At 72.3% G+C, this 12,348-nt stretch carries 9 protein-coding genes; 2 read left to right on the top strand and 7 right to left on the bottom strand.

What is annotated here, in order from left to right:
• Nucleotides 1-79: 79 nt before the first annotated feature.
• Together OG521_09150 and OG521_09145 are read right to left on the bottom strand one after the other, a co-directional pair.
• Nucleotides 80-931, bottom strand: coding sequence for a VCBS repeat-containing protein (locus tag OG521_09150; GenBank protein ID WUW20946.1), 852 nt, complete (start codon nucleotides 929-931; stop codon nucleotides 80-82).
• A 173-nt stretch (nucleotides 932-1,104) separates the two neighbouring features.
• The gene (locus OG521_09145; protein WUW20945.1) at nucleotides 1,105-3,066 is read right to left on the bottom strand and encodes an FUSC family protein; all 1,962 of its coding nucleotides are present in this window, start codon (nucleotides 3,064-3,066) and stop codon (nucleotides 1,105-1,107) included.
• Nucleotides 3,067-3,399: 333 nt separating this feature from the next.
• Between OG521_09145 and OG521_09140 the strand changes: the two genes are divergently transcribed.
• Nucleotides 3,400-4,644, top strand: coding sequence for an ROK family protein (locus OG521_09140; protein ID WUW20944.1), 1,245 nt, complete (start codon nucleotides 3,400-3,402; stop codon nucleotides 4,642-4,644).
• Between the two features lie 81 nt (nucleotides 4,645-4,725).
• Here the strand turns inward: OG521_09140 and OG521_09135 are convergent, their stop codons facing one another.
• From OG521_09135 to xylA, 5 genes are all read right to left on the bottom strand, one after another.
• A complete protein-coding gene (locus OG521_09135) occupies nucleotides 4,726-6,105 on the bottom strand; it encodes a GH1 family beta-glucosidase (protein WUW20943.1) in 1,380 nt (459 codons plus the stop codon).
• Between the two features lie 13 nt (nucleotides 6,106-6,118).
• Nucleotides 6,119-6,973 (bottom strand): carbohydrate ABC transporter permease, encoded by an 855-nt coding sequence (locus OG521_09130; protein WUW20942.1) that lies wholly within the window; start codon nucleotides 6,971-6,973, stop codon nucleotides 6,119-6,121.
• 5 nt (nucleotides 6,974-6,978) lie between these two features.
• On the bottom strand, nucleotides 6,979-7,950 hold the full coding sequence (locus OG521_09125; protein ID WUW20941.1) for a sugar ABC transporter permease: 972 nt from the start codon (nucleotides 7,948-7,950) through the stop codon (nucleotides 6,979-6,981).
• Nucleotides 7,951-7,961: 11 nt separating this feature from the next.
• Entirely contained in the window at nucleotides 7,962-9,086 is a 1,125-nt protein-coding gene (locus OG521_09120) for a sugar ABC transporter substrate-binding protein (protein WUW26619.1), read from the bottom strand.
• A 285-nt stretch (nucleotides 9,087-9,371) separates the two neighbouring features.
• On the bottom strand, nucleotides 9,372-10,541 hold the full coding sequence (xylA, locus tag OG521_09115; protein ID WUW20940.1) for a xylose isomerase: 1,170 nt from the start codon (nucleotides 10,539-10,541) through the stop codon (nucleotides 9,372-9,374).
• 269 nt (nucleotides 10,542-10,810) lie between these two features.
• On the opposite strand from xylA, the gene xylB reads away from it, so the two are divergent.
• A complete protein-coding gene (gene xylB, locus OG521_09110; GenBank protein ID WUW20939.1) occupies nucleotides 10,811-12,295 on the top strand; it encodes a xylulokinase in 1,485 nt (494 codons plus the stop codon).
• The last annotated feature ends 53 nt before the right edge of the window (nucleotides 12,296-12,348 follow it).

Genomic DNA, 12,348 nt, shown 5'->3' with positions numbered 1-12,348 from the left:
CCCATCCCGACAGGATGGGCAGGCCACGGGTTTCATCCGAATCGTGTCATGACTTCGGGTGGGAAACCTTCACTTTTGATCAGAAGAGCAGACGGTAGGTGTTCCAGCCACCGGTACCGACCAGGGTCCGCGCCCCGTACGGGGCCGCGGCGTTGCCGGTGCCCTTGTAGAGGTACAGCGCGCCCTTGGCGTCCCGGCCGACGAGGTCGGTCGTGCCGTCCAGGTCGATGTCACCCGGGGCGAAGACGGTGTTGTACGTGTTCCAGCCGCCACCGACCTTGGTGCGGGCCGCGAACGGGGCCTTGTAGTCGCCGGTGCCCTTGTAGAGCCACAGGACGCCGGTCTTGTCGCGGGCGACGATGTCGTTCTTGCCGTCGCCGGTCAGGTCGCCGTTGCCGGCGATCTGCGTGTACGCGTTCCAGCCGCCGCCGACCTTGTACCGCTTGGTGACGGTTCCGTCGCCGTAGCCCAGGTACAGGTAGAGGTAGCCGGCCGCGTCGCGGCCCAGGAGGTCGCCGGACTCGGCGCCGCCCACGTTGCCCGCCGAGACGAGCGTGTTGTAGATGTTCCAGCCGTGTCCGACGTTCTTGAGGTCGGAGTTGTCGTTGGCGGCGTAGTTGAGCACCCCGGCCGCGTTCGTCTGCCAGCGGCCGTCGGCGACGCTGTCGGCGTCGTTGTCCACGCGGCCGAGGAACTTGACGTCCTTCCAGCCGGTGTCGAGCGGGACGCGGGTCTGCAGGCCGCCCTCACCGTTCGGCGCGTAGTAGTACGAGGCGCCCGCGCTGTCCAGCCCGGCGATGCCGTACATGGGGGCGTCGCCCGGCTCGGCGGCGAACGCGGAGGCGCCGGTGCCGACGAGGGCCGCGGTTATCGCGGCGGCGGCGAGGCGGGTGGCGGCCCTTCCGGGCAGCCGGCCAGAAATCTTGGCCACGTGTGTTCTCCATGGATGGTGGGACGAGGCGTGACGCGCCGCGGGATACGGGGACACGCCACGGAATTGAGGGTGATCCTTTCACGAGTCCCTCACGTGTCCAAGGGTTTGGCGAAATGATGGCACCATGACATCTTCGCCCGGTTATGCGGGTGTTGCGGGGGCCGGAGAGGTCAGGACAGAGGGGCCCGGCAGGGTGCCGGCGGTCGCGGCGGCCCCGCTGTGGTGAGCCGGTGAATACCGTGCAGCTGCGTCATCACGTCCCGCAGCGAACGGCAGTCGCGCGGACCGGGACCCGGCGCCGGCCGCGCCGTGCGGTGCCCGTCCTCCAGGGCGTCCGCCAGCCCGGACAGCGCCGCCGTCACGCGCGCCACGTCACCGGATGCGGGACGCGGCACCCCGTGCTCGACCCGCAGCGCGCACGCGGTAGCCGCGTCCACGACCAGTTCGGCCGCGACCGTCACCGCCGACCAGTCCTGGCGCCGCCCGCCGAACGGCCCCGGCAGCTCCGCCGCGGCCGTCTCCGCCGCCGCCCGCGCCTCGGCGAGCGCCCGGTACGCGGCACCGCGCAGCGCCAGCCCCAGTACGCCGTCCCGCTGCCGGTCCCCGCCCGGCCCGGGCGCGTCCAGCACATGGCGCAGATACCGCTCCGTGCAGCGCAGGGTGACCGCGAACCGGTGCCCGACCCGGACCCGGGGATCGGTCACCAGGGGCAGATGGCCGACGAGCAGCACGATGACGCAGGCCAGGAACGTCTCCAGCAGCCGGGACGCGGCCGCCTCGGTGTCCCCCGCGGTGTGGACGAACGACAGCACCAGCACGGTGATCACCGCGGTCTGGAACGCGAAGTGGCGGGTGGACAGCGGGACCAGGGCCCCGGCCACGACGACCGCCCCGACCACGAGCGGCCGGCCGAGGCCGCCGAGCGCGGCCGTCAGCGCGACGAAGGCGAGGACTCCGGCCACCGTCCCGGCGAAGCGGTTCACCACCCGCGAGAACAGCGGACCCATGTCGGGCTTCACCAGGAAGGCGGCGGTGGCCGGCAGCCAGTACCAGTGGTTCTCGTGCAGCAGCAGCGCGACGGCCGCCGTGACCGACACGCACAGCGCCACGCGCAGCCCGTACTCACGTCCGGCGGGCGTGAACAGGCCCGTGCGGACACCGGGGTTCGTGCCCGGGGTGCGGGGGAGGCGCCGTTCCCGGGGTGCGTGGGCGGCGTACGGAGTCGTCCGGTCGAAGATCACGGCGGCGTCCAGTACCGCCCGGTCGAAGGCAAGCCGTTCGACGGTGTCCGGCCGGGGGCTCGGCAGCGCGCCCGCCGGGCCGCCGGAACGGACCGCCGCGGCCAGCCGCCGGGGTCCATCGGCCACCTCGTCCGGGACGGGCCGGCCCTCCCACTGCAGCGCGATGCTCGCCTCGCAGAGCGCGGCCCCCGCGCCGGACCGTTCGGCGAGGGCGCGGCCGGCTCCGCCCGACCGGCGCGGCCACGGCATGAGCCGCATCAGCCACAGTGCCTCGTCCGCCTGCTGCTGTGCGGCGACGAGACGCCGGCGGGCGGCGGGTGCCCCCGGTCCGCCGAGTGCGCCCAGCGCGTCCGCGAGCGCGTCGAACACCGCCGCGACGGCCTCGCGTTCACCGCTCCACCGGGTCGCGCCCGGTGACCGCGGGGCGCGCAGCAGCAGCCGCAGGACGACCAGCCAGGCCGCCCCGGACAGGAAGCACAGCGCCTTCAGCCAGGCCGGTCCCGCCAGCGGCATCCCCATCCCGATCGTGGTGGTGACCAGCAGCTGGAGGGCGGCCGCCGACCAGACGGCGCCCCGGGCACTCAGCGCCCCGGACACCCAGCCGACCAGGAAGAGCACCGGGACCGCCGTCCACCGCCCCGTCGTGTCCGCGACCAGGGCGCCGACGAGCAGCCCCAGCGATCCGGCCGCGGCCGGCAGCCCGATGTGGACGAGACCCTTGCGGCGGGTCCCGGGGCGGTCGTTGACTCCGGCGAGCATCGCCCCGAGTGCGGCGAGGACACCGGGCCCGGCCCGGCCGGACGCGAGACCGGCGGCGAGCAGCGGGCCCGCGCCGAGCGCGCCGCGCACCATCGCCGTCCGGGGCACGGGGGCCCGGCGCAGGCGCAGCACATGGGTGAGCCACGCCGGCGCACGGCGCCGCGATCTAGGGCCTCTCGTTCGGATCATGCCGGGCTCGCGGGGTCCGGTCGAAAGACCCTGGTCCTGTCGTACACCGCCGACCTCCTCGTTCACCGGCCGGACCAGGGGGTCCGGGGGCGGGTGGAGCGGGCAACGGCGGCCGCGTACGGCCAACGTAGCCGGGCGATGTGGCGGGGTGGCTGCGCCGGTGTTTCAGGTGTGTGATCGTTTCGGCGCGTCCCACGGGCGTGGGCCGCGAAACCCCAGGTCGTCGGTGGGTGCGCGCCGATCACGGGACGTCGAGGGCCTACGCTCGAAGGTCTGATGACGATCGAATCGACCTCGCCCGGCGCCAAGGCCGGTACCGAGTCCGTGCGCCGTAACAACCTCGGCCTCGTCCTGCGTGCCGTCCTGGAGGAGGGGGAGGTGACCCGGGCCCGTGCGGCCGCCAGGGTCGGGCTGACCCGGGCCGCCGTCTCCTCCCTCGTCGAGGAACTGCTGGCGCTCGACCTGCTGACCGAGTCCGGCAAGACGTTCAGCGGCAGCGCCGGGCGCCCGGGCACCGTGCTCAAGGTGTCGGAGACCGGCCCGGCCGGGCTCGGCGTCGAGATCAACATCGACTACGTCTCGGTCTGCGCGGTCGGTCTCGGCGGCACCGACCGGGTCCGTGTCACCGAGCACATCGACAACCGGAACACACCCCCGGCCGAGGTCCTCGCCCACGCGGCCCGGCTCACCAACCGGGTCATCACCTCGACCGGCGAGCAGGGACTGCGGGCCGTCGGCGTCGAGCTGGCCCTGCCCGGACTCGTCTCCGGCGGCATGGTCCGCCAGGCGCCCAACCTCGGCTGGTACCGGGTCGCGGCCGAAGGCATCTTCGGCCAGGCGCTCAGTACTCTGCGGCCGGCGGGCCGGGCGCTGGCGGTCAGCTCGGACAACGAGGCCAATCTGGCGGCGCTGGCCGAGTTGTGGTTCGGCGGGCTCGACGGCGCCGACGGCGGCGGTGCCCGGGGGTTCCTCTATCTCACCGGTGAGATCGGCGTCGGCGGCGCGCTGGTCCTCCAGGGGGAACTGCTGCGCGGCGCCCACGGGTTCGCCGGCGAGGTCGGGCATGTGGTCGTCGACCCGCAGGGGCCGCTGTGCGGATGCGGGGCGCGCGGCTGCCTGGAGCAGTACGCGGGCCAGGCGGCGCTGCTGCGTGCCGCCGGCATCGACCCGGCGGCGGGCGTGCGCGGGCTCGGCGAGCTGGAGAAGCGGGCGCGGGCGGGCGACCCGGGGACGCTGGAGGTGCTGCGGGCGGCCGGCGACCGGATGGGGCTGGTGCTGGCCGGGGCTGTCAACCTCTTCGACCTCGACACCGTCGTGCTCGGCGGCATCTACCGGGACCTGATGCCGTGGCTCGCCGGGGCGGCCGAGGCGCAGCTCGCCGACCGGGTGGTGTCGGGCAGGTGGCGCACCGACGGCAGCGGTCTGCGGGCCTCCTCGCTCTCCGGCGACGCGGCACGGGGAGCGGCGGCCCGGGTGGTGCGCGGGGTCCTGGCGGACCCGGCGGCGTACGCGGCGCGCTGACGGCCGGGGGCGCACAAGGCACCGCCCCCGGCCGCCCCGGGCGAGCGGGAGCGAACGGGGGCGGCCGGCGGACCCGGGCTGCTACTTCCGGTGTGCCGCGATCAGTTCCCGGTACCAGCGGTAGCTGTCCTTCGGGGTGCGCTCCTGGGTGTCGTAGTCGACCCGGATGATCCCGAACCGCTTCGCGTACCCGAGCGCCCACTCGAAGTTGTCCAGCAGCGACCAGACGTAGTAGCCGCGCACGTCGACGCCGGCGTCCATCGCCGCCCGCAGCGCCGTCAGGTGCGTACGGAGGTACTCGACGCGGTCCGCGTCGTGGACCGAGCCGTCCGCGTCCACCGAGTCGGACTCCGCCGAGCCGTTCTCCGTGATGTGCACCGGCGGCAGCGCGTCCCCGTAGGTCTGCTTCAGCGCGGTCAGCAGGTCGGTGAAGGACTCCGGCACGACGGGCCAGCCCATCGCCGTCTTGCGGACGCCCCGGTACTCGCCCTCGCTGTAGCGGTTGTCGGTGGCGACCCGCAGCGCCGGATCGGCCTCGCGGTGCGGGGCGGCGGCGACCACGATCGGGCGGTAGTAGTTGATGCCCAGGAAGTCCATCGGCTGGGAGATCAGCTCCAGGTCGCCCTCGCGCCGGAAGTCCTGCGCGGTGATGAGCTCGCCCCAGGTCTCCTCCTCGGTGACCGGGTAGCGGCCCGCGAGGATCGGCTCGGTCCACACCAGGTTGTGCTGGGTGTCCGCGCGGACGACCGCCGCCAGGTCGGCGTCCGACTCGGTGGCGGGGACGTTGCGGTCGAGGTTGAGCGTGATGCCCGCCTCGCGCACCCCCGCGGCGCGCAGCGCGCTCATCGCGTGGCCGTGGCCGACGAGCAGGTGGTGCGCGGCGGCCAGGGCCCCGCGGCCCTCCTTCGCGCCCGGCGCGTGCCGGCCCACGGAGTAGCCGAGGAAGGCGCTGCACCACGGCTCGTTGAGCGTGATCCAGCGCGGCACCCGGTCACCCAGGTGCTCGGCCATGATCGCCGTGTACTCGCCGAAGCGCTCGGCGGTCTCGCGCACCCGCCAGCCGCCCTGGTCCTCCAGGGCCTGCGGCAGGTCCCAGTGGTAGAGCGTGGCGGCGGGCTCGATGCCAGCCGCGAGGAGCTCGTCGACGAGCCGGGAGTAGAAGTCCAGGCCCTTGGGGTTGACCGCCCCGCTGCCGTCCGGCTGGATCCGCGACCAGGCGATCGAGAAGCGGTAGGAGTCCACGCCCAGCTCACGCAGCAGGGCCACGTCCTCGGGGTAGCGGTGGTAGTGGTCGCAGGCCACGTCACCCGTGTCACCGCCGTCGGTCTTCCCGGGCGTGTGGCTGTAGACGTCCCAGATCGACGGGCCGCGGTCGTCCTCCCGCGCGGCGCCCTCGATCTGGTACGAGGCCGTGGCCGCGCCGAAGACGAAGCCGGGCGGGAACACGGGGAACTCACTCATGGGAACGCAGTCCTTACTTGACCGAGCCGCCGGTGATCCCGGCGGCGATGTACTTCTGGGAGAGGACGAGCAGGACCGCCGCGGGGATCGCGGACAGCACGGACGCGGCCATCACCGAGCCCCAGTCGCCGACGTGGGCACCGATGTACTGGTAGATGCCCAGGGTGATCGGCTTGACGTCGTCCGTGGTGTTCAGCGTCAGCGCGAACATGAAGTCGCTCCACGCGTACAGGAACGAGAACAGTCCGGCGGTGATCAGGGAGTTGCGGCTCATCGGGAGCACGACCTGCACGAACGTACGGAAGCGTCCGGCGCCGTCCACCTCGGCGGCCTCGATGACCTCGTGCGGGATCGACACCATGAACGAGCGCATCAGCACGATGGCGAACGGGATGCCCAGCGAGGCGTCCGCGAGCATCAAGCCGAAGTAGGAGTTGACCAGGCCGAGGTCCACGTACGCGCTGTACAGGGCGTTCGCGATGACGATGCCCGGCACCATCTGCGTGATGAGCGTGCCGAAGACGATCGTCCTGCTGCCGCGCAGCTTGAACTGCGCCAGGCCGTACGCCGCCGGGGCGGAGACCGCCAGACAGATGGCCACGGCGCCGAGTGCCACGGCCAGCGAGGTCAGCAGATTGCCGCCCTGCTCGGTCAGGGCCGAGGTGAAGCCGGAGAAGTCCAGGCCCGTGGGGACCGGGCCGACGTCGACCAGGCTCGCGTCCGGCTGCAGCGCGGTGTTGATCATCCAGTACAGCGGGAACAGCATCACCGCGAGGACGGCGAGGCCGAAGACGGTCGCACCCCAGCGGCGCTTCGGCCGGTGGCGGGCGGGAGCCGGGGCGGCGGGGATCTGGGTGGTGGTCGCCATGCCGGTCACTTCCCCTCGTTGCGGTTGACCCGCAGGTAGAACACCGCGAAGACGGCGGAGATCAGGATCAGGATGTTGCCGACCACGGCACCGGCCCCGAAGTCCATCTGGACGAAGGAGTTCTGGTACGTGAGCGTGCCGAGCGTCTGGGTCGAGTCGGCCGGTCCGCCGTCGGTGAGGGCGAGGACCAGGTCGAGGATCTTGACCGTCGACATGAAGCCGAGCACCAGCACCACGGTGATGACGGGCTTGAGCATCGGCAGGGTGACCGAGCGGAACGTGCGCCAGGCGGACGCGCCGTCGAGCGAGGCGGCCTCGTGCAGCTCCTTGGGGACCTCCTGGAGGCCGCCGTAGAGGATCACCATGTTGAACGGGATACCGATCCAGATGTTCACCAGGATCACCGAGATCAGCGCCATGCTGGTGCTCGTCAGCCACGGCGTGTCACCGGGGAGGCCGACCGTGCCCAGGAAGGAGTTGAGGACGCCGGTGTCCTGGTCGAAGATGCGCCGCCACACGATGCCGGAGACGACCATCGGGACCAGCCACGGCAGCAGGATCAGCGAGCGCAGGATCCCGTTGAGCGGGAAGCGGCGGGTGAAGAAGACGGCGAGGGCCAGACCGATGCAGAACTGGCCGACGAGCGATCCGACCGTGAACAGGATCGTCTGCCACAGGGCCTTGCCGAACAGTCCGTCCTCGAAGACGTTGGTCCAGTTGTCCAGACCGTTGAACGGGGCCTTGCCGGTGAAGAAGGTGGACGGCGAGTAGTCCTGGAAGCTCATCACGATGTTGCGGACGAGCGGGTAGCCGAAGAACAGCGCCATGAAGATCACGGCGGGGGCGATGAAGCCCCACTGGGCGAGCGACCGGCGCCGCTTGGCGCTCCGCGGGTTCACCGGCTTCTTGGCCGCACCGGCCGTCGAGGCCTTCGGGTCGGCCGGCAGCGCGGCGGCCGAGGCAGTGGTGGATGACATGGTTCGTTACCTCAGTTCCCGCTCGTGACCTGCTGCTGGGCACGCTTCAGAGCGGCCTCGCTGGACTCGCCGGTGAGCGCGGACTGGAAGGCGCTCTGCAGGGCCAGCGACACGGACGACCACTGCGCGCCGAGCTTGGCGGTACGCGAACGGGCCGTGGCGACCTGGTCGGCGAGGGCGCTCAGTTCCGGCACCTTGGTGCGCCAGACGGCGGCGGCCTTCGCGTTGGCCGGGACCATCCAGCTGTTGAGCGCGTAGGTGATCTCCTCCTGCTCGCCCGACATACAGCCGATGATCTTCGCGGACATCTTCTCGCGCTCGCTGTCACCGGTGTTGGGCACGGTCAGCACCCCGCCGCCCAGCGGACCCACCGAGTCGTCCCCGGCCCCGGGGACGGGGATCTGGGCGATGCCCCAGTTCAGCCCCTTCTTCGAGTTCAGGGTCTCGACCTGCCACGGGCCGTTGATCATCATGGCCGCGTTGCCGGCCATGAACTGGTCGTTCACGTCGGCCTGGGTCCAGTTGACCGTCGACTTGGACAGCGAGCCGTCCTTGAGGAGGCCCTTCCAGTAGTCCAGCGCCCCGGCCACCTGCGGGCTGTCGAGCTTCGTCTCGTCGCCGCCGTTGGACCACATGAACGGGGTGAACTGGAAGACGCCGTCCTCCGCGCCGCCCGCGCTGAGCGCGAGACCGTACCGCTTGCCCTGCGTGAGCTTCTTCGCAGTCGCCTGCATCTCCGCCCAGGTGGTGGGTACCTCCAGGCCGGCCTTGTCGAGGGTGTCCTTGTTGTAGAACAGCGCGAGGGTGTTCACGGTGCGCGCCGCCCCGTAGTACTTCCCGTCGTACGAGCCGAAGTTGACGATCCCCTCGGGGATGTCCTCCGTCGTCAGACCGAGGTCCTTCAGCGGGATCAGCCCGCCCGCCTCGGCGAACGTCGGCATCTCCGATGCGTCCAGCTGGAGCACGTCGGGCAGCGACTTCGAGGACGCCATCCGCAGGGCCTTCGTCATCACCTGCGCGGCCGGCACGCTCTGCTGCTCGATCTTCACCCCGAGCTGCTTGCTGCACCGGGCCAGCGTCTGGGCGTCCCAGCGGTGGTAGGACTCGTCGGTCGACGAGTTCATGACGGTGTACACGTCGGGGTCCCGCTGCTGGCCGCAGCCGGCCAGGACGACGCCGCCGACCAGTGCGGAGACGACGGTGAGCGGGACGATGACCCGCCGGTGACGACGGCGGCGCGGGAGGCGCGGGCCGTGCGGAGAAGGTGCTGTCACGATGGTGCCCTTGCGTGAGAGGGGTGCCGGCCCGGCGGGACCACTGTGTCCCGGCGGGATGAATCCATCCGCCCGGGCACGGGTCCGGCCGGCCCGTGCCCGGGATGCGGGGTGTCCCGCGGAACTCCGCGGGACACCCCGTGAGTGTCAGCCGACGCCGAGCAGGTGCTCCATGGCGAGCTGGTCGAGCGCCTCGAACGCCATCGAGCGCTGGGCCGCGCCGTCCACGTCGAACTCCTCGTACGCGGAACGGTCCGCGAGCAGCGCCTTGACGCCGTCGGCCGCGGTGGGCTGCGCCAGCTCGTCCAGACGGGAGGCGGCCAGCGCCTCCTTGACGGCCGGGTCGGCGCGGAACGCCAGCGCGCGCTCCTTGAGGATCAGGTAGTTGCGCATGCAGTTCTTCGCGGACTCCCAGACCCCGTCGATGCCGTCGGTGCGCACCGGCTTGAAGTCGAAGTGCAGCGGGCCCGTGTAGTCCGAGCTCTCCAGCAGGTCGACGAGCCAGAAGGCCTGGCGCAGGTCGCCGGCGCCGAAGCGGAGGTCCTGGTCGTACTTGATGCCGGACTGGCCGTTGAGGTCGATGTGGAAGAGCTTGCCCGCCCACAGCGCCTGCGCGATGCCGTGCGCGAAGTTCAGCCCGGCCATCTGCTCGTGGCCGACCTCGGGGTTCACGCCGTACATCTCCGGGCGCTCCAGGCGCTCGATGAACGCCAGGGCGTGGCCGACGGTGGGGAGCAGGATGTCGCCGCGCGGCTCGTTCGGCTTGGGCTCGATCGCGAACCTCAGGTCGTAGCCCTGGTCCACGACGTACTCGCCGAGCAGGTCGAACGCTTCCTTCATCCGGTCCAGCGCGACCCGCACGTCCTTGGCCCCGCCGGACTCGGCGCCCTCGCGGCCGCCCCAGGCGACATACGTCTCGGCGCCCAGCTCGACAGCGAGGTCGATGTTGCGGATGACCTTGCGCAGCGCGAAGCGGCGGACGTCGCGGTCGTTGGAGGTGAAGCCGCCGTCCTTGAAGACGGGGTGCGTGAAGAGGTTCGTGGTGGCCATGGGGACCTTGAGACCGGTGCGGTCCAGGGCGCCCTTGAAGCGCGCGATGATCGCGGCGCGCTCGCTGTCCGAGGACCCGAACGGAATCAGGTCGTCGTCGTGGAACGTGACCCCGTGCGCGCCGAGCTCGGCCAGGCGCTCGACGGACTCGACCGGGTCCAGGGCGGGGCGGGTGGCGTCACCGAAGGGGTCGTTGCCTCGCCAGCCGACGGTCCAGAGCCCGAAGGTGAACCTGTCGGCGGGGGTGGGGGTGAAGCGGTTCGACATTCTGCTGCCTCTTGTCGACATGGCCCGGGCGGCTGCTCTGCCGTCCGACCGATTTGTTTGCTGGCAGTACTAATACGGCATCTCGACGTTCGTTTCTAGACCATCTCGGTGACACATGCGTCACATAGGGACAACATGGCAGTCGTCCGAGGCTGCTTGAGCCCCTGTCGGGGCGGGGTGCAGGCCTGTTTTCGGAGCTGTCGAAGCGCTTCGAAAAAGATTTGTTTTGTGTACGATCAAAACCGGGACTCACAGGAACGAGGTACGACATGCCGTCGCGACCAGCCAGGAATCCGGCCACCGCACCGGTATCGGCCGTCATCGGCGTGGACAGCTCCACCCAGTCCACCAAGGCCGTCGTCGTCGACGCCGCGACCGGCCGGCTGCTCGCCGTGGGCCGCGCCCCGCACACCGTGACCGGCCGGGGCGGCGCCCGCGAGAGCGACCCCGGGCAGTGGTGGCAGGCGCTGTGCACCGCCGTCGCCGCCGCCCTCGCCGAATCGGGTCTGGACCCGGCCGCCGTCACCGGCATCGCCGTGGCCGGCCAGCAGCACGGACTGGTCACGCTGGACGCCGACGGCGACCCCGTGCGCCCCGCCCTCCTGTGGAACGACACCCGCTCCGCCCCGCAGGCCGCCGCCCTCACCGCCGCGCTCGGCCGGGACGCCTGGCTGGAGCGCACCGGATCGGTGCCGGTCGCCTCCATGACCGCCGCCAAGTGGATGTGGCTGCGCGAGAACGAACCGGCCGCCGCCGCCGCGACCGCCGCCGTCCGCCTCCCGCACGACTTCCTCACCGAGCGGCTGAGCGGCGCCGCCGTCACCGACCCCGGCGACGCGTCCGGCACCTGCTGGTACGACCCCGCCACCCACGCGTACGACCCCGAGCTGCTGGCCCTCACCGGCATGCGCACGGACCTGCTGTCCACGGTCGCCGCCACCGGCGCCACCGTCGCCGGACACCTCACCGCCCTGGCCGCCGCCGCCCTCGGCCTGCCCGAAGGCATCCCGGTCGCCGCCGGAACCGGCGACAACATGGCCGCCGCGGTCGGCCTGGGGCTCGGCGCGGAAGGCCTCCTGGACCACCCCGTGGTCAGCCTCGGCACCTCGGGCACCGTCTTCGCCGCGACCCGCAACCGCCCGCACTCCGCACTCCTCGCCGGATTCGCCGCGGCCGACGGCACCCGCCTCCCGCTGGGCTGCACCCTGAACTGCACCCTCGCCGTGGACAAGGTCGCCGCACTCCTCGGCCTGGACCGCGAGGACGCCGCACCCGGCGGCGAGGCCGTGCTGCTGCCCTTCCTGGACGGCGAGCGCACCCCGGACCTCCCGGCCGCCTCGGGCCTCCTGCACGGGCTGCGGCACGACACGACCCGGCAGCAGCTCCTCGGCGCCGCGTACGAGGGCGCGGTCGTCGCCGTCCTGCGCGCCCTGGACGAGCTGCCGCTCGACGCGCCGGACGCGCCGCTGCGGCTGATCGGCGGGGGAGCGCGCGGCACGATGTGGGTGGAGACCGTGCGCCGGCTGTCCGGCCGCCCGGTGATCCTCCCGGACTCCGCCGAACTGGTCGCGCTGGGCGCGGCCGCCCTCGCCGCGGGCGCCGCCACCGGCCGCGACCCGGTGGCGCTGGCCACGGAGTGGGGCACCGGCGGGGGCCGCGAACTGCCCGCCGTGCCCCGGGACACGGCCACCTGGGACCGGGTGACGTCGGTCCTCGACCGCGCGACGCCCGCCCTCCTGACCCCGCCCGCCTGACCCCGCACCCGTGACGGCGCTCTCCCGGCGACGTACCCCGAACACCTCCCGTA

The organism is Streptomyces sp. NBC_01463, from assembly GCA_036227345.1.
In the GTDB taxonomy this organism is placed as follows: Bacteria; Actinomycetota; Actinomycetes; order Streptomycetales; family Streptomycetaceae; genus Streptomyces.
Note: the sequence above shows the minus strand (reverse complement) of the source record. Positions and strands in the feature narration are given on the sequence as shown.